Here is a 20677-nt window from a genome sequence, read left to right as displayed (position 1 = left end):
TGATTGACGTGCATGCGATGCCGGTGCTCAAGGAATTGGTCGCCTATCTGGTGATCGAGCGGCTCTACAAGGAAATGGCAACGCTGCCCGACAGCCCGGTCACCGAAGGTCGGCGCACCATTCGCACGATTCTGGTCATCGACGAAGCGCACAACTATCTGAGCCAGAAGAACATGTTCCTTCAGCGCATCATCCGTGAAGGCCGTTCAAAAGGGGTGGTCGTGTTTTTCGCCAGCCAATCGCCCAACGACTACCAGCAGAAATTCTTCGACTTCCAGCAGTTGCTCAGTTTCGCTTACATTTTTCAGTGCGACGGCGTAGCGGCGGGATCGGTTCAGGACATTCTTGGTTGCAGCGCCAGGACGGCAAGGGACTTGCAGACGGAGATCGCTCGTTTGGAACCATGGCAGGTCGTCGCGCGCAGTCAGGAGAAGACCGAGGAATTCGTGAAGTTCACCGCCGAAGCGTTCTACAAGACCTACGCGTGAGGCAACCGTGGCCCCGAACCGATTCGAGACCGCACACTTCGGTGCAATCGGGGCCGATCATCGGTATGACCCCAGCCCTTAGGTTCGGGCGCAGCAGAGGGTCTCCCCTTACGCTATCACCGCCTCTTCCCTGTTGCGGAGGTGGGCCCGATTGTCGGCTGTGCCTGGCGTGTCGCGTTCCTGGCGCGAGTTGATCGCCGGCGATTGCTCGCCTTGCATGACTTCTTTAGCTTGGACTTGTCTATGGTGCCCAGGAAGGGAATCGAACCCCCACACCTTGCGGCGGCAGGACCTAAACCTGCTGCGTCTACCAATTTCGCCACCTGGGCACGGCAGGAGTCGACGCGCGTGGTGTCTGGCGTCCGGTTCGGCGGGCCGACCGGCTGCGGACCTTGCTGGCGGCACTCCGTAGCGGCATTTTAACCGCCGCGACCCTATACTGTCAGCACCTGTGGCGGGTGTTTGCCGCCCGTCGTCGCCAACTGCCGTCGGATGAACGGCCGCCGCCCGCACTGCACCATGCCTGTCAAGCACTACGAGAACTTTCCGGTCGCTTCGCTGCTTCTCCCGGCGCGGCTGCGCCGGCCCATCGAAGCGATCTACCGCTTTGCGCGCAGCGCCGATGACCTGGCTGATGAAGGCGAGGCGAGTGACGACGTGCGTCTGCAGGCTTTGCACGACTATCGCCGCCATTTGGACGAGATCGAGCGCGGTCGGCGACCGGCGCCCGAACTGTTTGCCGATCTGGCGCGGGTGATCGACGAGTGGCGTTTGCCGGTGGCGCTCTTGCGCGACCTGCTCGACGCTTTTGCGCAGGATGTCGTGCAGAAGCGCTATGCCGACTATGCGCAACTGCTCGACTATTGCCGGCGCTCGGCGAACCCGGTCGGGCGCCTGCTGCTGCATCTGGTCGGACGCACCGGCGACGACGATCTGCGTCGTTCGGATTGCATCTGCACGGCGCTGCAACTGATCAACTTCTGGCAGGATGTCGCGATCGATTGGCAGAAGGGGCGCGTTTACCTGCCGCAGACCGATCTGCAGCGTTTCCACATCGATGAAGCAGCGATTGCCGCCGGCACCGGGGGTGACGCTTGGTCTGCCTTGCTTGATTTTCAGATCGAGCGGACGCGCCGTTTGATGTATGCGGGAGCGCCGCTGGTCTTTGTCCTGCCCGGGCGTCTCGGCTGGGAAATCCGGCTGACCGTGCAGGGCGGCCTGCGCATCCTGGAGCGAATTCAGCGCGTGCGCGGCGATGTCTTCCGCCAGCGTCCGACGCTGGCTGCGGCGGACTGGCTGACCGTCGTCGGGCGTGCTTTCCGCATGTCGCTCGTGTGACAATGGCTGCCCAGCCGATTGATCGAGTTCGCGCATGACCCCCGACGAGTACTGTCAACAGAAGGCCGCGCAGAGCGGTTCGAGTTTCTACTACAGCTTTCTTTTTTTGCCGCCCGACCGGCGGCGCGCGATCACCGCGCTCTACGCCTTCTGCCGCGAGGTTGACGATGTCGTCGACGAGTGTCCGGACGGGCAGGTCGCGGCGACCAAACTGGCCTGGTGGCGGCGCGAACTGGCCAACGTTTACCGCGGCAGCCCGCAGCATCCGGTGACGCTCGCGTTGCAGTCGGCGCAACGCGAGTTTGATCTGCCCGAGGAGCAACTGCAGGAAATCATCGACGGCATGGAAATGGACCTCAGGCAAACGCGCTACCTCGACTTCAAGACGCTGGCGCTCTACTGCTACCGCGTTGCCGGCGTCGTCGGCCTGCTCGCCGCCGGCATCTTCGGCTACCAGGACCGCCGGACGCAGAAGTATGCGCACGATCTGGGGATCGCTTTCCAGCTCACCAACATCATTCGCGATGTCGGCGAGGATGCGCGCCGGGGACGGATCTACCTGCCGATCGAGGATCTGCAGCGTTTCTCCGTTCCGGCGGCGGACATTCTGAATGCTCGCCATTCGGACAACTTCCGCCAGTTGATGGAGTTCCAGATCGAGCGCGCGGAAAGCTATTACGCGCAGGCGATCGCCAGCCTGCCGGAAAGCGACCGGCGGGCGCAGCGCCCCGGTCTGGTGATGGCGGCGATCTACCGCAGTCTGCTCGACGAAATCAAGCGTGACGGCTGTCTGGTGCTGCAGCAGCGTACTTCGCTGACGCCGCTGCGCAAGCTGTGGATTGCCTGGCGGACCTGGGTGCGCGGATGAGGGTGGCGGTCGTCGGCGGCGGTTGGGCCGGCTTGGCGGCAGCCGTCGAATTGCTCGCGGCGGGCGTCGAGGTGGTGGTCCATGAAGCGGCGCGGCGGCTTGGTGGGCGCGCGCGCAGCGTCGTCATGCACGGGCAGCGGCTGGATAACGGGCAGCACATCCTGAGCGGTGCGTATGGCGAAACGCTGCGCCTGATGCAGCAGGTCGGTGCAGAGCCGGCGCGTTTGCTGCACCGGGTGCCGCTCGCCCTTTGCTTTCCCGGGGCCGCGTCGGAGCGGCCGTTTGCCCTGCGTCTGCCACGCCTGCCGGCGCCCTGGCACCTTGCCGTCGGCCTGTTCAGCGCGCGCGGCGCCAGCCTGGGCGAGAAGCTCGCCGCGCTGCGCTGTCTGCGTCGCTGGCAGGGAACGGGCTACCGGCTGGCCGCCGATTGTTCGCTTGCCGCGCTGCTCGACCACGATCGCCAGTTCGGCGCGCTGCGTCGTTTTCTGTGGGAACCGCTCTGCCTGGCCGCGCTCAACACGCCGGCGGCCGACGCCTCGGCGCAGGTCTTTCTCAACGTGCTGCGCGATACGGTCGGCGGCGCGCGCGCGGCCAGCGACCTGCTGCTGCCGGCCGTCGAGCTCGACGCGCTGTTCGCGCAGCCGGCGGCCGAATTCATTCGCGCGCATGGTGGTGAGATTCGCCTGTCGGCGCGCGTCGAGCAGATCGGCGAGTCGCTGGGCATTGCCGGCGAGCGCTACGCAGCCGTCGTGCTCGCCGTCGACGCGCCGCACGCCGCTGCCCTGCTGGCGCAGCACGGGCAGACGGCTGACCTGGCGCGGCTGCTCGCCGGGTATCGCTGCGAGCCGATCGCCACCGTCTATTGCGCCTATCCGCGCGAGTTGCGGCTGTCCGAGCCGATGCTCGGTCTGGCGGGTGGCTCGCCGACGAGGGTCGGCCAGTGGGTTTTCGACCGCGGCGCGTTGTGCGGCAACGACGGGCTGCTCGCTTTCGTTCTCAGCGGGCGTGGCGCCTGGGAGGAACTCGACAATTCCGCCTTGTTTGCCGCGCTGGCCGGAGAACTCGCCGGCGTGCTGCGCCGCCGCCTGCCCGACCCCGCCTGGGTACGCGTCGTGCGCGAGCGGCGAGCGACCTACTCTTGCCGTCCCGGCCTGCCGCGACCGGCCGCGCAGACCGCCAGGCGCGGCGTGTGGCTGGCCGGCGACTACGTCTGTGGCGAATACCCGGCGACGCTGGAAGCGGCGGTGCGCAGCGGCGTCGCCGCGGCGCGCGGGATACTCGGCGCGCCGGCGGCCGGTCAGCGCGCCGGCAACGGCCTTACTTGACGCGCATGCCGGGCTGCGCGCCGGCGTCAGGGGCGAGCAGGAAGATGCCGGGCGTCGTTCCATCCGGGTCGGAGGCGGCGAGGATCATTCCTTCGGAGAGTCCGAAGCGCATCTTGCGCGGCGCCAGATTGGCGACGACAACGGTCAGCCGACCGACCAGTCTGGCCGGATCGTAGGCCGTCTTGATTCCGGCAAAGACCTGCCGCGTGCCGAGTGGCCCGAGGTCGAGGAGGAGCTGGACGAGCTTGTCGGCACCCTCGACCTGCCTTGCCTCGCGGATCTGCGCGATCCGCAGATCGACGCGCATGAACTCGTCGAGCGTCAGATGCGCGCCACCATTGGCCGTGGCCACCGCCGCCTGGGCGACGGCGACGGCCGCTGCTTTCTCCTGCTGCTCGGCGTGTTTCTGCGGCGCAGCCGGCGGCGCGATCGTGGTCAGCGACTCGCGGTTGGCTTCGACCAGGGCGGCAATCTGCTTCTTGTCGACGCGCGTCATCAGGTGGCGATAAGGCCGGATCGCGTGTCCGGCGGCGAGCACGCTGCGGACATCGTCCCAGGTGAAGGGCGCGACGTTGAAGAAGCTTTCGACCTTTGCGGCGAGCGCCGGGAGGACCGGTTTGAGCAGGATGATCAGCCGGCGGAAGAGGTTGAGCGTGTTGCTGCAGGCTTGTTGCAACTCGCTCTCGCGCCCCGGTTGTTTGGCCATTTCCCAGGGTTTGACGCTGTCGACGTACTGATTGGCGAGGTCGGCGAGCGCCATGATTTCGCGCATCGCCTTGCCGAACTCGCGCGCTTCGTAGTGCTCGGCGATCGCCGCCTGCTTTTCGCCGATCGCCTGCAGCGCGCGCAGCGACTCGTCGCAGGTGCACAGTTGACCGGCAAAGCGCTGACTGATGAAGCCGGCCGAGCGACTGGCGAGGTTGACCAGCTTGCCGACCAGGTCGGCATTGACGCGCGCGATGAAGTCGTCGAGATTGAGGTCGATGTCCTCCATCGACGCCGACAGCTTGGCGGCGTAGTAGTAGCGCAGCCACTCGGGATCGAGCCCCTGCGCCAGATAGCTCTCGGCGGTGATGAAGGTGCCGCGCGACTTCGACATCTTGGCGCCGTCTACGGTCAGGAAACCGTGTGCGAAAACCTTGCTCGGCGTCCGGTAGCCGGCGTGTTCGAGTTCGGCTGGCCAGAAGAGCGCGTGGAAATACAGAATGTCCTTGCCAATGAAGTGATACAGCTCGGTCATCGAGTCGGCGCGCCAGTACTCGTCGAAATCGATTCCACTGCGCGCGCAGAGGTTGCGGAAAGCGCCCATGTAGCCGATCGGCGCGTCGAGCCAGACGTAGAAATACTTGCCGGGCGCGTCCGGGATCTCGAAACCGAAGTACGGCGCGTCGCGCGAGATGTCCCAATCGGTGAGGTGATTCTCGCCGGGCGGGCCCAGCCATTCCTGCAGCTTGTTCGCGGCTTCGCTCTGCAGCCGGCCTTCGCCCTGCGTCCAGCGCCGCAGGAAAGCCTGACAACGCGCGTCGGAGAGCCGGAAGAAGTAGTGTTCCGACTGGCGCAGTTCGGGTCGGGCGCCGGAGACGGCCGAATACGGGTTGCGCAACTCGTTCGCCGTATACGCCGAACCGCATTGCTCGCAGTTGTCGCCGTATTGATCGGGCGCCGCGCATTTCGGGCACTCGCCCTTGATGAAGCGGTCGGGCAGGAACATCTCTTTGAGCGGATCGTAGTACTGCTCGATCGTGCGCGTTTCGATCAGCCCGGCAGCTTGCAGACGACGGTAGATTTCATTGGCGCAGGCGCGTGTTTCCGGCGAGTGCGTCGTGTAGTAGTTGTCGAAACCGACGTGGAAACCGGCGAAGTCGCGCGTGTGTTCGCGCTGCACGCGTTCGATCAGCGCTTCCGGGGTAAGGCCCTCCTTCTCGGCGCGCAGCATGATCGGCGTGCCGTGCGTATCGTCGGCGCAGACGTACCAGCATTCGTTGCCGCGCATCTTCTGGAAGCGGACCCAGATGTCGGTCTGGATGTACTCGACCAGGTGGCCGAGATGGATGGCGCCGTTGGCATAGGGCAAGGCGGAAGTGACGAGGATCTTGCGGGGCATGGGATTCCGGCCGGCTGGACAAACGGGCATTCTACCAAACGCGGATCGCCGGCAGCCGTTCAATGCCGCCTGCCGCCACCTTCGATCACGCTACCGGCGGCCGACGGCCAGCGCAGCGCATCGGCCCGCGCGCCCGGCGCGACGCCCACTTCGCCGGCCAAGCTCAGGATTGAGGCGAAGGCGCCAGTTCGCCGTCTGGCGCGCGGTACGACGCCGCTTCCTCGAATACCCAGGCGCGAAAGGCGACGATCCCGGCCTGCTGCTCGTCGGCCAGACGACAGATGAAGTAGTAGGAGAGCGGCGACTCGACAGCCAGCCGGAAAGGGCGACGCAGCGCGCCGCTGGCCAGGCCGTCGAGCGCCAGCGTGTGGCGGGCGAGCGCGACGCCCTGGCCGGAAGCGGCGGCCATCAGCATCAGATTGGAGTCGTCGAAAACGGCACCGCGCTGCGGCTCGTCGACGATCAGTCCGGCCGCGGTAAACCACGGTTGCCAGAGTTCGTCGTTCGAGCGCAGCAGCGGCAGCTCGCCCAACTGCGCCGGGTCGAGCAGCGCGTGGCGAGCAATGAACTCGGGCGAACACACCGGGTAGTACCAGTCGCGCATCAACAGCCGGCAGCTCAGGCCAGGGTAGCGGCCGTGGCCGAAGCGGAGCGCGACATCGGCCTCGCCGCCCTTGATGTCGGCCAGTCGGGCGCTCGATTGCACCTCGACGTCGAGTTCGCGGTGATGCGAAATGAAGCTGCCCAGGCGCGGTAGCAGCCAGCGCGCGGCGAACGACGGCATGCAACTGACGCGCAGCCGGCGGTAGTCGCGCATCGCCAGCAGTTGCTCGGTCGCCTGGCCGATTTCGCCGAGCGCACGCGCCACCTGTTCGGCATAGACGGCGGCCTGCGCGGTCAGCTTCAGGCCGCGACCGTGCCGCTCGAAGAGGGCGACCCCGAGCTGGTCCTGCAACTGGCGCAACTGGTGGCTGACCGCACCATGCGTCAGATGCAGCTCGGCGGCTGCGCCGGTGACACTCTGGCTGCGCGCGGCGGCAACGAAGACGCGCAGGCTGCCAAGCGGCGGGAGGCGGCGGTTATCGGTCAATTTTTTTCACATGTCGCGTCAGAACAATTCGATTGTACTGGCCCGCCAGCGAGCTGAAAATGGCCGCACCTGTGAAGCATCGGACAGGCATCATCGCTGGCAAAGGAGGAAGCCATGACGACCCTGTTACCCCATGTTGAATTCGAATTGAGTGCTGGCGCAGCCGTTTCGCTGGACGGGCTGGCCGGCTGGACGGTCATTGCACTTGGCGGGCGAATCTGGCTGACCGAAGAAATGGGCGGCCGCGATATCTGGCTGCTGCCCGGCCAGCGTCACCGCCTCGTCCAGCCAGGGACGACGGTGATCGAGACCTGGCCGCTGCCGGGGGCCGAACTGCCCGCCAGAATCCGTCTCGCACCGCCCGCCGGCGCCGCCCGCCGTGACTGGGCAGTGCCCCGCTTCAGACTGGCCGGCGTGCCGGCCTGTGCCTGAACGATCGCCCGGCAGAGCTGCGCCGGGCGTGCCCAGCCGCCGATCAGGCAGTGCTGCCTGGCGGCGCCAACCTTTACGACTGGAGAAGAAGAGATGACAAATCTGTCGGAAGCTGCGCCACACCGTTTGCTCGGCCTCTACGACTCGCCCTTTGTTCGGCGCGTGGCGGTGACCATGCAACTGTACGGAATCCCGTTCGAACACGTGTCGCTCTCGGTGTTCCGGCAGATGGATGCGATGCGGCCGATCAATCCGCTGTTCAAGGTCCCGATGTTGACGCTGCCGGACGGCGAGACGCTCTACGAGAGCGCGTACATTCTCGATTACCTCGACGAACTCGCTTTTGAACGTGGCCGCGCACCGCTCATTCCACGGCAGGGCGCGGAGCGCCGGCAGGTGCAGCAGTTGATGGCGCTGGCGACCGTCGCTACCGAGAAAGCGGTGGCGATCGAATACGAGCACAAGCGACCGCGCGAGTTGCTCTGGGCCGAATGGACCGACCGCCTGCGAGGTCAGATGCGCCAGGCGTTTGCCATGCTCGAAGAGAAGCTGGTCGGCGACTTCCTGTTCGGCAACCGCCTGACGCAGGCCGACATCACGACGGTGAGCGGGATCGGCTTCGTGCGCTACGTTCGGCCGAACGAATGGGCAGACGTCGCCAGCGCGTGCCTGGCGCTCAGCGCGCTGGCCGACCGGCTGGAAGCCAGCGCTGCTTTCAAGGCGGTACCTATCGATCAGTGATCGGGGTTGCTGGCGCCGACTGCTGCGGCGGCCGGCGCGGTAGCGGCTGCGCCTCCCGCTTCCAGCAAGTGCGCGAGGAAGGCGCGCGCCGGCAGCGACAAGGTTTTGTTTCTGAGCTGAACGACCAGCCAAGGGCGGCGCAAGGGAAAACCCTCGACCTCGAGCATGCACACGCCGGCAGCCGCCGGGTCGGCCGGCAAGGCGTGCCGCGAGAGCACGGCAAGGCCGACGCCGGTGGCGACGAGCTCGCGAATCGCCTCGTTACTGCTCACCGCCAGCTTGACATCGAGCCTGATCCCGGTCTGCGCGAGATGGCTGTCGATCGTCCGCCGCGAGCCCGAGCCGACTTCGCGCAGGATGAAGCGCTCGCCGCTCAGTTCGTCGAGTGCAAGCTTGCGGCCGGCCGCCCAATGCCCGACCGGGGCAATCACCACCTGCTCGTTGTCGAGAAACGGCGTGCAGATCAGTGGCAGGTCGTCCGGCGGATAGACCATGATGTAGAGGTCGTCCTGGTTGCCGCGCAGGCGCGCAACGACGCGTTCGCGCTCGGCGATCTCAAGCTCGACTTCGATCTCCGGGTAGCGCCGGCAGAAGTCGCCGAGCATTCTGGGCAGGAAGTACTTGGCCGTGGGAACCAGTGCGATGCGCAGGCGGCCCCGCTTCAGTCCCTTCAGCTCGTCGATCGCAGCCTCGAAGCGGTTCCAGACATCGTCCAGTTCGCGCGCCATCTTGAGCACTTCCTCGCCCGCCTGGGTGAGGACCAGCAGGCGGCCCTGCTGCGCGAACAACGGCGCGCCAAGCACCTCGGCGAGCTGGCGAATCTGTAGCGAAACCGCCGGTTGCGTCAGGTGCAAGGCCGCCGCCGCCTTGGTGAAACTGCGCAGTCGGGCGACGGTAGTGAAGGTTTCCAGTTGACGAAAGCTGATGCGGCGACGCGGCACTCATAAGCTCCAGCAAATACACTCAACAATTATATCTCATTGGACTTTATCGCCCGGCGCCCCCATAGTCTGCTCCGTCCCACCTACGCACGGGGCAATCATCGAAACTCGAAGCCAGGAGAAAAGCATGCGCCACTACACCACCGACAGCCCGGAAGCGATGTCACGCATCGTCGCCCTCGCTCTGCTTGCCGACGGTGCCCTCGACCCACGCGAAATCGAATCGCTCGATCGGCAAGCCATTCTCGACAAGCTGGGCATCTCGCACGCAACGCTCGACCGCGTCACGCACGAATTCTGCAACGACCTGCTGCAGTGCGCGCGCTCGCCGAACGTCGGACAGATCGAACTTGATCGCGATCTGGTCGAGCACCTGCTTGACGACATCCGCGCGCCGGAAAAGCAGCAGCAGGCGCTCGCCGCGATCGTCGAGATCACCGAGGCCGACGGTTGCCTGAACGGCGGCGAGGCAATTCTCATTTCGGAAGCAATGAGCCGCTGGGGGCTTGAACTGCAGCATGTCGCGCGCACCGTGGTGCTGCGTGCGCAGCGCCACCGCGCGCAGCCGTCGGTCAGCGCTTGATCAGCCGCGGCGGCAGCCGTCGCCCGGGCGCGGCAGTCGCCGCGGTCAATGCACGAAGCGACCGTCGCGCGTCGCGATCACCGTGTCTACGAACGACGAGCCAAGGTGCTGGCGGGGCGAATAGCTGACGGCATAGCCGCCGAGATCGTATTGCCCGAGCTTTTCCAGTCCATTAACCAGTGCCTCGCGGTTCGGCGTTGCCGCTCCGGCCTGTTGCAGGCCGGCCACCAGCACGCGTGCGCTGAGATAGCCCTCAAGGCTGCTGAAGGAAAAGTCGGCCGCCGCATCGACCGCCTGCAGGTCGCGTTGATACTCCCTGACGACCGGCGGCGCGACCCCCCAAGGGAAGGGCACGACCTGCGTGAAGACCAGCCCCTGCGCTTCGCCAGCGAGGAGTCGGACCATCTGCTGGGCGCCCGAGTTGACCGCCATGAAGCGCGTCGCCGCGCCCAGTTTGCGACTGGCCGTGATCACCGCAGCAAATGCGGCGTAGCTGCCGTGGTTGAAGGCAACATCCACTTTCGCCTCGCGCAGTTCGCGCGCGATCGCTTCAGCATCGGGCTTGGCCGGGAGAACGATGGCTTTCGTCAGATCGAGCTGGTGCCGGGCCAATGCCTTGCGCACGTTGGCCAGATGCTTGCGCCCGGTCTCGCTGTCGCTGTGCAGGAAAGCCATGCGGAATTGGCCAAACTGGGCGGCCGTATCGACCAGGCGCTCGAATTCGAGCTGATGTCCAGCACGCACCGGAAAGACGTAGCGGTTATAGCTTTCGCGGAACTCGGCGGCGCCAGCCAGGCAGGCGACCAGCGGCGTCTTCCTTTCGATCGCCACCTTCATGCTGGCGATGCAGGGGCCGCCTTCGGCGCCGGCAAACACCGCCAGCACGCGTTCCTGGTCGATCAGGCGGGCCGTATTTTCCGCCGCCCGGTTTGCGTCACCGCCATCGTCCAGCGACTTGAGGACGATTCGTCGGCCATGCACGCCGCCATCGGCGTTGATCCGGGAAAAGTAGGCCCGTGCGCCGGCCTGAATCGCCTTGCCGTGCTCGGCCATCGGGCCGGAAAGCGCGACGGTCTGCCCCAGGACGATCTCTTCCGCAGCAAATGCGCTGCTCGCCAGGCAGCAGCCGACGAGTACGCTCCGCCAAAGTTTGACCCGCATGACTCTTTCCCTCCAGAGCCGACGGGCGTATTCGACCCGCCGATACCCGATCATAGCCCGCCCGGATGGCGGTGGCCGTGGCAAATTTGGCGCTTGCCGTTTGACCAACGAATGGTACGACACCGCAGAAGCCGGCCGGAGAAGCATCACTCGCCTCTGTCGGCGCGCGCAAGCCAGGCTGTGCGCACCGACACTGCCACTGGCTTCAGATGATCTTGTTCAGCGGATACTCGACAATGCCTTCGGCACCGAGCCGGATCAGTTCGGGAACGATTCGCCGAACCTCCTTTTCGGGAAGGATGGTTTCGATCGAAACCCAGTCGGAATCGTACAGATGGGCCACCGTCGGGTTCTTCAGGCTGGGCAGGATGTCGGTAATGGCGGCGACACGCTCGCCCGGTGCGTTCATCTTCATGCCGACCATGCCTTCCGCACGCAGAGTCGATTGCAGCAGAGTGGCGATCTGCTCGATCTTCAGCCGTTTCCAGGGGTCCTCCCAGGCCGCCCGGTTGGCCACCATGACCGGCAACGACTCCATCAGCTCGCAGACGATGCGCAGGCCATTGGCGCGAATCGTCGAGCCCGTTTCGGTGACTTCGACGATCGCATCACACAGGCCTTCGACCACCTTGGCTTCGGTCGCTCCCCAGGAGAACTCGACGGTGACCGGGATCTGCCGCTCGGCGAAGTATCGTTCGGTGAAACCGACCAGCTCGGTCGAAATCGTCGCGCCGCGCAGATCCTCGGGCGAGCGAACCGGCGAATCGTCGCTGACCACTAGAACCCAACGCACCGTGCCGCGGGAAACCTTCGAGTAAACCATCTCGCAGACTTCGACGACATCCGAATCGCTCTCGCGCACCCAGTCCCGGCCGGCAATGCCGACATCGATTGTCCCGCGTTCGACGTATCTGCCCATCTCCTGCGGACGGATCAGGCTGCAGCGCATCTCTGGATCGTCGACGCTGGGAAAGTAGCTGCGCGAACTGGTGGTGACCCGCCAGCCAGCCTTGCGCAGCAGTTCGACGGTGGACTCCTCCAGGCTTCCCTTGGGGATGCCGAACTTCAGCCGATTGCCGGTGGTCGGCGCGCTCATTTCTTGTACACCTGGGCCGGGTCGAAGAGCGGGTGCGAATGCTCGACCCAGGTGCCGTTTTCCCAACGCACGAAGAAGCAGCTCCGGTTGCCGGTGTGGCACGCGGCGGGGCCGTTCTGCCTGACCTTGATGACCACCGTGTCGGCGTCGCAATCGGTAAGCACCTCGACCACTTCCTGCGTGTTGCCCGACTCTTCGCCCTTCATCCAGTACTTGTTGCGCGAACGACTGAAGAACCAGGTCCGGCCTGACTCCAGGGTCAGATTCAAGGTCTTTTCGTCCATGAAAGCGACCATCAGCACCTCGCCGTTTTCGGCATCCTGGATGACGGCCGGGATCAAGCCGCCCATCTTTTCAAAGTCAATCCTGATCATGCAGCCTGCATTCCTTGTCCGTTGAGTGTTGTCCGATCGCGCCGCTGGCGGCAACCGTGCCGTCGTACGCGCAGCGCAGGCGCAAGTGTAGCCGCTTCGTGCGCTCGCGCCGAGCGCCTGGGCGATTTCGGCGAGAGAGGTGCTGTATCGGCGGCGCGCGGCCGCCGGTCATGTCTGTCCGGGATCTGCCCGTGCTGCCCAGCAACGACGCTCCGCGGGGATATCGTCGTCGGCTTCGCCTTCCCTAAGCGAGCTTCTTGCGCGCCGGGCGGACCTCGTACAGGGCGTGATCCTCGCGCAGCCGCGGCGCGGATTCAGATGCGACATCGGCGCTGGCGACTCTCTCGAACGACAAGCTGGCGGTAGTGAACAGGTCGGTGTTCTCGGCCTTCAGGTAGCGCGCAGCCATCCGGCAGTACTCGGGGTCGATGTCGATTCCGATGCTGTTGCGACCACTGCGCAAGGCGGCAATCATTGTCGTGCCCGAGCCGCAGAAGGGATCGAGGACGGTGTCGCCGGAGAACGAAAACATGCGCACGAGGCGCGTCGCCAGGGCCAAAGGAAATGGCGCAGGGTGCTGCTTGGTCGAGGCTCCGGTGATGTTCCATATCTGCTGAAACCATCGGTCGAAGTCACCTTTGTCGATGCGGCTTTCCTCGCGTTGGGCCACGGTTGGCTGTCGGTACCCGCCCGGTTTCCGCTGCATCAGGATGAACTCCATGTCGTTCTTGATGATGGCGTTGGGCTCGTAGGGTTTGCCCAGGAACTTCGAGCCATTCACGACTTCGTACGAGGCATTCGCGATCTTGTGCCAGATGATCGGGTTGAGGTTGTCGAAGCCAATGCGGCGGCAAATGACGCAGATGTCAGCGTGCAGCGGAAAGACCAGGTGGCGCCCGAAGTCGCGCCGCGCAACGCATACGTCACCGACGACGCAGACCAGACGCCCACCGGGAACCAGAACCCGGTACGCGTGCCGCCATACCTTCTCCAACTCGCCGAGGAACGCTTCGTAGTCCTGGATGTGCCCGAGTTGGTCGGGATGCTCGTTGTACCGCTTCAGATTCCAGTACGGTGGGGAGGTGACCACAAGATGGACCGAGCCATCCGGGAGGAAGGCGAGATCGCGCGAGTCCGCGTTGACCAGCCGGTGCGTGCTGGCTTTCATCGAATCACACCTGGGCGGACAAGATCTCGACGCTCTTCCGGCGGAAGACGCTGGATTGCGTAACCGCGTCGCCAACGCGTATCGGGAGATCGCGCTGGATGTCGTTTGATCTGGTGGGCATGGCTTGTCGGATTCGACTTCGCTGCGGCTTCGCTGTCCAGCGAGGCGACCGCCGGGGTCAGCCTGGCGGGCTTGCCGGGTGGCCCGGCACACCGTTGCGGGACGGGTGGTCGAACGGAGTATCGGCGGCTATGTTAGGCGGCCATGTGCGCGGCCGTCAAGCTGGCATCTGGCGGTCTGGCGGTTGGTCGGAGGCAGCGGCCCATGCGATCGAGTGCGCTCGCGCGGCTGGGGCGTGTCGGCGGTCGGCACGACGGCAGCGTATAATGCCCGCCTTACTCAGCGAAGGCAGGCAAAGTCATGGAAGCAGAACAGCTCAACACGATCGAAAACCGGCTCGCCGACCTGGCGCAGCGAGCCAGCGAACTTCGGAGGTATCTTTGACTACGATCAGAAGGCTGATCAGTTAAGGACGGTTGCGCGCGAGCTCGAGGATCCGCGCGTCTGGGACAACGCCGAGCGGGCGCAGGAACTCGGTCGTGAGCGGCGCTCGCTGGAGAATGTCGTGCTGACGCTGAACCGGGTCGGCGACGCGCTGCGCGATGCCGACGAGATTTTCGCCATGGCGCGCGCGGAGGACGACGACGAAACGCTGAACGCGGTGCTCGCCGACCTCGAGGCGATCGAGAAGGAGGTTGCCGGGCTCGAATTCCGCCGCATGTTCAACAATCCGGCCGATCCGTTGAACTGCTTCGTCGACATCCAGGCCGGTGCCGGCGGTACCGAAGCGCAGGACTGGGCGGCGATGCTGCTGCGCATGTATCTGCGCTACGCCGAACGCAAGGGCTACGCCGTCGAAATCCTCGAAGAGTCGGCCGGCGAGGTCGCCGGGATCAAGACGGCGAGCCTGAAGATTTCCGGCGACTACGCCTACGGCATGTTGCGCTCGGAAACCGGGATTCACCGTCTGGTGCGCAAGTCGCCGTTCGATTCGAACGCCCGGCGCCATACCAGCTTCTGCTCGGTTTCCGCCTACCCGGAGATCGACGACTCCTTCGAGGTCGAAATCAACCCGACCGATCTGCGTATCGACACCTATCGCGCTTCGGGCGCGGGTGGCCAGCACATCAACAAGACCGACTCGGCGGTGCGCATCACGCACCTGCCAACCAACATCGTCGTGCAGTGCCAGAACGACCGCTCGCAGCACCGCAATCGGGCGGAAGCGATGGCGATGCTGAAATCGCGCATCTACGAAGCCGAGATGCGCAAGCGACAGGCCGAGCAGCAGAAGCTCGAGGACGCCAAGTCAGATATTGGCTGGGGCCACCAGATCCGGTCTTACGTACTTGATCAATCGCGAATCAAGGATTTGCGTACGAATGTCGAGGTCGGCAACACGCAGGGTGTGCTCGACGGCGACCTCGACCAGTTCATCGAAGCCAGCCTCAAACAGGGAGTGTAAGGCGTGAAGCAAGACGATAGCCAGCCCGCGGGCTCGCCGCAGCAGGATGAGAACCATATCATTGCCGAGCGCCGCGCCAAGCTGGCGGAATGGCGGCAGACGGGCGGGGCGTACCCGAACGACTTCGCGCGTGAGAATACGGCCGGCAAGATCAACGAGCTTTACGACGTGCGTACGCGCGACGAGCTTGACGCGGCTTGCGTCGAGGTCAAGCTTGCCGGTCGCATCATGCTCAAGCGCGTCATGGGCAAGGCGGCCTTCGTCACGCTGCAGGATCTCTCGGGCCGCATCCAGGCGCACGTCAGTCGCGATCGGATCGGCGAGGAGAACTACAGCGCGTTCAAGCGCTGGGACATGGGCGACATCGTCGGCGTCGTCGGCACGCTCTTTCGCACGCGTACCGGCGAGTTGACGATCGAGTGCGCGCAGATCCGTCTGCTTGCCAAGTCGCTGCGCCCGCTGCCCGAGAAGTTTCACGGGCTGACCGACCAGGAACAGAAGTACCGCATGCGCTACGTCGACCTGATCACCAACGAGGAGTCGCGTTTCACTTTCGCCGTGCGTAGCCGCATCGTCCAGTCGATCCGCAATTACATGGTCAGGCACGGCTTCCTCGAGGTCGAGACGCCGATGATGCACCCGATTCCGGGCGGTGCGACGGCGCGCCCGTTCCAGACGCATCACCATGCGCTCGACATGCAGCTCTTCCTGCGCATTGCGCCCGAGCTCTACCTCAAACGCCTGGTCGTCGGCGGTTTCGAGAAGGTCTTTGAAATCAACCGCAACTTCCGGAACGAGGGGCTGAGCCCGCGGCACAATCCGGAATTCACCATGATGGAGTTCTACGAGGCGTACTCGGAGTATCGCCAGTTGATGGATTTCACCGAGGGCATGTTGCGACACAGCGCGCGCGAGGCGCTCGGTGGCGAGGTGTTCGAGTTTCAGGGGCGGCCGCTCGATTTCAGCAAACCGTTCGCCCGCCTGACGATCGTCGACGCGATCCGCCGTAGCCATCCCGGTTTTAGCAGCGCGCAACTCGCCGACGCCGGCTGGTTGCGCGACAAGCTGGCGGCACTGCACGTCGCGACGAGCCCGCAAATGGGTCTCGGCGCGCTGCAACTGGCGCTTTTCGAGGAGACGACCGAGGCCGATCTGTGGGACCCGACGTACATCGTCGATTACCCGGCCGAGGTCAGCCCGCTCGCTCGGCGCAGCGACACCAACCCGGAGGTCGCCGAGCGTTTCGAGTTGTTCATCGCCGGTCGCGAAATCGCCAACGGCTTTTCCGAACTGAACGATCCGGAGGACCAGGCGGCGCGCTTCGCCGAGCAGGCGAGGGCGAAGGACGCCGGCGACGAGGAAGCGATGTATTACGACGCCGACTATATCCGTGCGCTGGAATACGGTCTGCCGCCGACCGGCGGTTGCGGCGTCGGCATCGACCGGCTCGTCATGCTGTTGGCCGATGCCGCGAACATTCGCGACGTCATTCTCTTTCCGCAGATGCGCCCGGAGTAGCCGGCAGTGGCGCTGCGCGCATGAGGCCGCAAGCGATCGTCGTCGGGGCAGGGTTGGCGGGCAGCAGCGCTGCCGAGCGCTTGGTCGCGCGCGGCTGGCAGGTCGACCTGATCGATCGAGCGGCGGCGCCGGGGGAAGGCGCTTCAGGCAACCTGGTCGGCGTCATGCGTCCACTGCCGTCGCTCGACGACAATCGCCTGAGTCGGCTGACGCACGCCGCTTTTGCTTTCGCACTGCAGCATTTTGCCCGGCTGACGGCCGAGAATCTGCCCTTGCGTTGGGCGCCGAGCGGCGTTCTGCACCTGGGGCGCGACGCGGCGCACGTCGCTACGCAGCAGCGTGTCGTCGAGGCCCGGCAAGCGGCGGCGGACGTTCTGCGCTTCGTCGACCGCGAGGAAGCCAGCCACCTGGCCGGCTGGCCGGTGGCGCTCGGCGGCTGGTGGTTTCCGCGTGCCGGTTGGGTCAATCCGGCGTCGCTCTGCCGGGCCAACGTTGCCCGTTGCGGGACAGCGATTCGCCTGCATTTTGGCTGTCAGGTGGCGCAGATCGGCGAGCACGGCGGGCTGTGGAGCGTGCGCGATGCAGCCGGTCGCGTAATCGCCGAAGCACCCGTCCTGGTTCTCGCCAACGCGGTCGACGCCCGCCGCTTTCCCGTCACTGGGCAATTGCCGCTGCGCTCGGCGCGCGGGCAGGTGTCGCATCTGGCGGCCGAGGCCGATTCGCCGCCGCAGGTGGTCGTCTGCCGGCTGGGTTACGTCACCCCGGCGGTTGACGGCGTGCGCTGCGCCGGCGCGACTTTCGCCGTCGATGACGGCGAGGTGGGTCTGCGCGCGGCCGATCACGCCGAAAATCTCGCCCGGCTCGACTTCATTCTGCCCGGTTACAGCAAGGCGCTGGTGCCGGCCGGGATTGGCGGTCGCGTCGGCTTTCGACCGCTGGCGCCGGATCGCTTGCCGATGATCGGTCCGATCGCGGCCAGCGCGACGATCGATCCGACCGCACCGGCGCTGCCGCTCGGCAGGCTGCCGCGCGTGCCGGGCCTTTTCCTGATCAATGGCTTTGGCGCGCGCGGCATCGTCTGGTCGGCGCTTGCCGGCGAACTGCTCGCCAGCCTGATCTGTGGCGAGCCGCCGCCGCTGGCCGACGATCTGGTGCATGCCGTCGACCCTGGCCGCTTCGTTCTGCCGGGGCGCAGCCGCCGGTCGCAACGCGGCGCCGCTCGGCTACCCAGCACGCCGACAGCCGGCTAGCCCGCGCGTCGCTGCGCAGCGTCTCAGTCGCCGACGATCAGCACGCTGTCGCCCTTGCGGTTGGCAAAGCGACCAAGGACGCGCTTGTGCTGCTGCTCGAGCAGGGCCGACAGGTTCGCGTCTTCACGTTTGCTCGTCAGGACGAAATAGCGGAATTCTGGCGGTGCTTGTACGAGCACTTCCTCGCGCGCCTGCAGCGGGATCGGATAACCGCGGCCGGCGTAGTAGGCGATGCGTGCGTCCTCGTAGTAGATGGTGTCGGCCGGCGCCGTGTGCTGCGTTAGCCAGGCGGCCGCTTCCAGGTAATGCGTCTTGCGGGCGCCGAAAGAGGTCACGTTGTGCAGCATGACCAGGCAGGCGACGACGACCAGGCCCTTGCCCAGACGTGGGAAGCGGTGGACGAAGACGAGCAGGGCGCTGGTCAGGAAGGGCAGTGCGAGCAGGTTGAGCAGACTGACGTAACGCGAATTGACGAAACCCTTCTGGACGAAGAACACCAGCAGCAACACGAGATAGACCAGCCATGCCCAGGCGAAGGGCTGCAGCGTCGAGTATGCGCGCCGGATCGCGGACCAGCCTCGGGCGAACAGCAAGGGGAGCGCGAAGGGCCCGTTGAGGACGATAAACTTGGCGAGCAGTGCCAGCGCCAGTCCATACACGACGATCTGCCGCGCTTCGTCGGCAGCGTACTTGTCGAGCGCGGCTTTGGCAAAGGCGGTCGCCATCAGGTCAAGACGGGCGAGCAGAGTGCGCGGGTCGATGAACGACAGGAAGTAGGCGACGCGCGGTTGCTCCAGGCCGCCACCCTTGATCGTGACGAAAAGAATGGCGAGTGCTGCGGCAAAGAGCGGCACGGCGTTCAGTTGCAGCAGGCGCAGCCAGCCTTGGCGCGTGCGCAGTTCGCTGCACAGGCCGAGCACCAGCGCGGGAACTAGGAAGACCGCCTCCAGGCGGAAGAACACCGCCCCGGCAAGCGCCAGGTGAATTACGGCGGCGCGCGCCCAACCACCGCGTTCGAGCCAGCGCAGAGCGAGCCAGAGGGCGAGGGCGACGAAAAACCAGTAGCCGTGCTCGCGAATGATGTCGTCGCGGAACTGGTTGAAAGCTGGCATGGCGAGGACGATCAGGCAGGCCCAGTAGCCGCTGCCGGCGATCCGCTCTTGCGTCGCAGCGACGAGCACGGCGCAGGTTCCGGCGGCAAACAGCGAACACCACAGATAGGCAAGCGCTTCCAGCGGCAGGCCACTCAGTCGGTGCGATCCGGCGATCAGGAGCGGGAACCACGGCCATGACTCGATCTGTCGCGCGGCGGAGGGCCCGTGCTCGAGCGCCTGCCGGGCAAGGTCGAGGTAGTAGGCGGCATCCTTGCCGATGACCAGCGTTCCCGCGATGGCGATGGCCGACAGTGCCAGGCTGGCGAGGAAAGCAAGGGCCGGCGGCGGCAGGCGCCGGGCGCAGGTGGCAAGCGAGGCGAAAGCGTGCATGGTGACGTCGAAAAGGCCGATCGGAGAGGCTCAGAACCAGAAGAAGAGGCGCAGCGCCTTGCGCGCGTAGCCCCAGCGCAGTGCCTGGCGCGGGCTCAGGCGAAAAGCGCGCCAATAGAAACGGCGCGCGCTTTTCGGGTCGTCGGCGAGGACCGCGGCGCGAAACGCCGAGAGGTAGCGCCTGGCTTCGTACGACTGGCGCAGCGGCTGGCACTCGGCTGGCAGGCTGGCGAAGACCTCGCTGGTCATCAGCCGTGCGCGTTCCTCCTCGTCCTGCCGGTCGTGGCGCAGGCTGCCCGGGTGCTTGTGGATGCGTGCGATGGCGTGCTGGGTGACGGCAACCGGCGCGCTGACCAGCAGGTAGGCGAAAACCGCGATATCCTCGCCCGAACGCAAGCTCTCCGGATACGGTCGCTGGAGCAGCAGGTCGCGGCGAAAAAGCGTGCAGCCGTGCGAGATGGCGATGCGTTTGTCGAGCAGGTAGCGCTGCGCCAATTCGCGTGGTGAAGCGGTCGGAAGCTCAGCCGGTACGCGCAGGCGCTCGCGTCCGTCCGGATAAACCGAGACGTGCGCGCCGATGATCATCCCGACGCCGGGATGGGCGGCGAGTACCGCGCGCAGACTCGTCAGGGCATCGCGCGCCAGTTGGTCGTCGGCGTCGAGGAGCAGGACATAGCTTCCGCGCGCGGCGCGAATGCCCGTGTTGCGCGCGGCGCCGGCACCCGCGTTCGCCTGGCAAAGCACGCCCAGCCCGGGGTAGCGCCCGCGGTAGGCGGCCAATACGTCGCTCGTCTGGTCGGTCGAGCCGTCATCGACGACGATCAGTTCGACGTCGGCGGCCTGCTGCGCGAGCACCGAATCGAGCGCGCGCGGCAGCCGATAGGCGTAGTTGTACGTCGGGATGACGACGCTGATCAGGATGTCGGCTGGCTCGTTCACGCCTGTTCGGCTCCTTCGCGAGGCTGGATCGGGTTTGGCCGGGGCGCCGGCGGCAAGCCTCGTATTTACCCGGTTCCGACGCGACATGCAAGTTGTCGCCAGCGGTTAATGGCGACAAGCCCGGTGTAATTGCAGATTTCCGGATCTCGAAGGAAACCCGGATGGCACGTTAGACCAGCGCAAAGGTCATTCTGGCTCCGGTTTCCGGATGTGGGAATTCCTGCTGGGTGAGTTCGTCGAGGAGGGCGGCGA

General features: G+C 65.6%; 18 protein-coding genes, 1 tRNA gene and 1 pseudogene. 10 read left to right on the top strand and 10 right to left on the bottom strand.

What is annotated here, in order from left to right; all coding sequences use genetic code 11:
- Positions 1 to 488, top strand: a pseudogene (locus Q1L59_RS01235) (DUF1832 domain-containing protein); the annotation flags it as partial.
- 244 nt (positions 489 to 732) lie between these two features.
- On the opposite strand, the gene Q1L59_RS01230 reads toward Q1L59_RS01235, so the two are convergent.
- Positions 733 to 817 (bottom strand) — tRNA-Leu (locus tag Q1L59_RS01230).
- A 190-nt stretch (positions 818 to 1007) separates the two neighbouring features.
- Between Q1L59_RS01230 and hpnC the strand changes: the two genes are divergently transcribed.
- From hpnC to hpnE, 3 genes are read left to right on the top strand one after another with little or no spacing between them, the layout of a single operon-like run.
- On the top strand, positions 1008 to 1826 hold the full coding sequence (gene hpnC / locus Q1L59_RS01225) for a squalene synthase HpnC (RefSeq protein WP_300327475.1): 819 nt from the start codon (positions 1008 to 1010) through the stop codon (positions 1824 to 1826).
- A gap of 34 nt (positions 1827 to 1860) precedes the next feature.
- Entirely contained in the window at positions 1861 to 2694 is an 834-nt protein-coding gene (hpnD, locus tag Q1L59_RS01220) for a presqualene diphosphate synthase HpnD (protein ID WP_300327474.1), read from the top strand.
- Entirely contained in the window at positions 2691 to 4019 is a 1329-nt protein-coding gene (gene hpnE / locus Q1L59_RS01215; RefSeq protein ID WP_300327473.1) for a hydroxysqualene dehydroxylase HpnE, read from the top strand. The genes hpnD and hpnE overlap by 4 nt, the downstream gene beginning before the upstream one ends.
- On the opposite strand, the gene metG is transcribed toward hpnE, so the two are convergent.
- Both metG and gcvA read right to left on the bottom strand, forming a co-directional pair.
- A complete protein-coding gene (gene metG, locus Q1L59_RS01210) occupies positions 4012 to 6123 on the bottom strand; it encodes a methionine--tRNA ligase (protein ID WP_300327472.1) in 2112 nt (703 codons plus the stop codon). The two genes, hpnE and metG, sit on opposite strands and share 8 nt — an antisense overlap.
- 163 nt (positions 6124 to 6286) lie before the next feature.
- On the bottom strand, positions 6287 to 7213 hold the full coding sequence (gcvA, locus tag Q1L59_RS01205; protein WP_300327471.1) for a transcriptional regulator GcvA: 927 nt from the start codon (positions 7211 to 7213) through the stop codon (positions 6287 to 6289).
- Between the two features lie 114 nt (positions 7214 to 7327).
- Between gcvA and Q1L59_RS01200 the strand changes: the two genes are divergently transcribed.
- Both Q1L59_RS01200 and Q1L59_RS01195 read left to right on the top strand, forming a co-directional pair.
- Entirely contained in the window at positions 7328 to 7645 is a 318-nt protein-coding gene (locus Q1L59_RS01200; protein WP_300327470.1) for a DUF2917 domain-containing protein, read from the top strand.
- A gap of 93 nt (positions 7646 to 7738) precedes the next feature.
- A complete protein-coding gene (locus tag Q1L59_RS01195; protein WP_300327469.1) occupies positions 7739 to 8386 on the top strand; it encodes a glutathione S-transferase family protein in 648 nt (215 codons plus the stop codon).
- On the opposite strand, the gene Q1L59_RS01190 is transcribed toward Q1L59_RS01195, so the two are convergent.
- Positions 8380 to 9327, bottom strand: a complete 948-nt coding sequence (locus Q1L59_RS01190) for a LysR family transcriptional regulator (RefSeq protein ID WP_300327468.1) — start codon at positions 9325 to 9327, stop codon at positions 8380 to 8382. The genes Q1L59_RS01195 and Q1L59_RS01190 overlap by 7 nt on opposite strands.
- Before the next feature lie 127 nt (positions 9328 to 9454).
- On the opposite strand from Q1L59_RS01190, the gene Q1L59_RS01185 reads away from it, so the two are divergent.
- Positions 9455 to 9910, top strand: coding sequence for a hypothetical protein (locus Q1L59_RS01185; protein WP_300327467.1), 456 nt, complete (start codon positions 9455 to 9457; stop codon positions 9908 to 9910).
- Between the two features lie 45 nt (positions 9911 to 9955).
- On the opposite strand, the gene Q1L59_RS01180 is transcribed toward Q1L59_RS01185, so the two are convergent.
- From Q1L59_RS01180 to Q1L59_RS01165, 4 genes are all read right to left on the bottom strand, one after another.
- The gene (locus Q1L59_RS01180; protein ID WP_300327466.1) at positions 9956 to 11071 is read right to left on the bottom strand and encodes an ABC transporter substrate-binding protein; all 1116 of its coding nucleotides are present in this window, start codon (positions 11069 to 11071) and stop codon (positions 9956 to 9958) included.
- A gap of 205 nt (positions 11072 to 11276) precedes the next feature.
- Complete coding sequence (gene hisG, locus Q1L59_RS01175) at positions 11277 to 12167, bottom strand: ATP phosphoribosyltransferase (protein WP_300327465.1); 891 nt, start codon at positions 12165 to 12167, stop codon at positions 11277 to 11279.
- On the bottom strand, positions 12164 to 12595 hold the full coding sequence (hisI, locus tag Q1L59_RS01170) for a phosphoribosyl-AMP cyclohydrolase (protein WP_300327464.1): 432 nt from the start codon (positions 12593 to 12595) through the stop codon (positions 12164 to 12166). The genes hisG and hisI overlap by 4 nt, the downstream gene beginning before the upstream one ends.
- Positions 12596 to 12785: 190 nt before the next feature.
- A complete protein-coding gene (locus Q1L59_RS01165) occupies positions 12786 to 13709 on the bottom strand; it encodes a site-specific DNA-methyltransferase (protein ID WP_300327463.1) in 924 nt (307 codons plus the stop codon).
- A 420-nt stretch (positions 13710 to 14129) separates the two neighbouring features.
- On the opposite strand from Q1L59_RS01165, the gene prfB reads away from it, so the two are divergent.
- The 3 genes from prfB to mnmC all read left to right on the top strand — a co-directional run bounded on the left by prfB (position 14130) and on the right by mnmC (position 18002).
- Positions 14130 to 15234, top strand: a protein-coding gene (prfB, locus tag Q1L59_RS01160; RefSeq protein ID WP_300327462.1) for a peptide chain release factor 2 whose coding sequence is annotated in 2 segments (ribosomal slippage) — positions 14130 to 14210 and positions 14212 to 15234 — 1104 coding nt in all. Because the reading frame shifts where the segments join, the coding sequence is not laid out codon by codon here.
- A gap of 3 nt (positions 15235 to 15237) precedes the next feature.
- Positions 15238 to 16752, top strand: coding sequence for a lysine--tRNA ligase (lysS, locus tag Q1L59_RS01155; RefSeq protein WP_300327461.1), 1515 nt, complete (start codon positions 15238 to 15240; stop codon positions 16750 to 16752).
- Positions 16753 to 16772: 20 nt separating this feature from the next.
- Positions 16773 to 18002 (top strand): FAD-dependent 5-carboxymethylaminomethyl-2-thiouridine(34) oxidoreductase MnmC, encoded by a 1230-nt coding sequence (gene mnmC, locus Q1L59_RS01150; protein ID WP_300327460.1) that lies wholly within the window; start codon positions 16773 to 16775, stop codon positions 18000 to 18002.
- Between the two features lie 23 nt (positions 18003 to 18025).
- Here mnmC and Q1L59_RS01145 read toward each other — a convergent pair whose 3' ends face one another.
- Entirely contained in the window at positions 18026 to 19486 is a 1461-nt protein-coding gene (locus Q1L59_RS01145) for a hypothetical protein (protein WP_300327459.1), read from the bottom strand.
- 30 nt (positions 19487 to 19516) lie between these two features.
- Positions 19517 to 20425, bottom strand: coding sequence for a glycosyltransferase family 2 protein (locus Q1L59_RS01140; RefSeq protein ID WP_300327458.1), 909 nt, complete (start codon positions 20423 to 20425; stop codon positions 19517 to 19519).
- Positions 20426 to 20677: the final 252 nt, after the last annotated feature.

The sequence above is a fragment of the Accumulibacter sp. genome (assembly GCF_029255125.1).
Lineage (GTDB): Bacteria > Pseudomonadota > Gammaproteobacteria > Burkholderiales > Rhodocyclaceae > Accumulibacter.
This window is presented reverse-complemented; position numbering and strand designations above follow the sequence as displayed.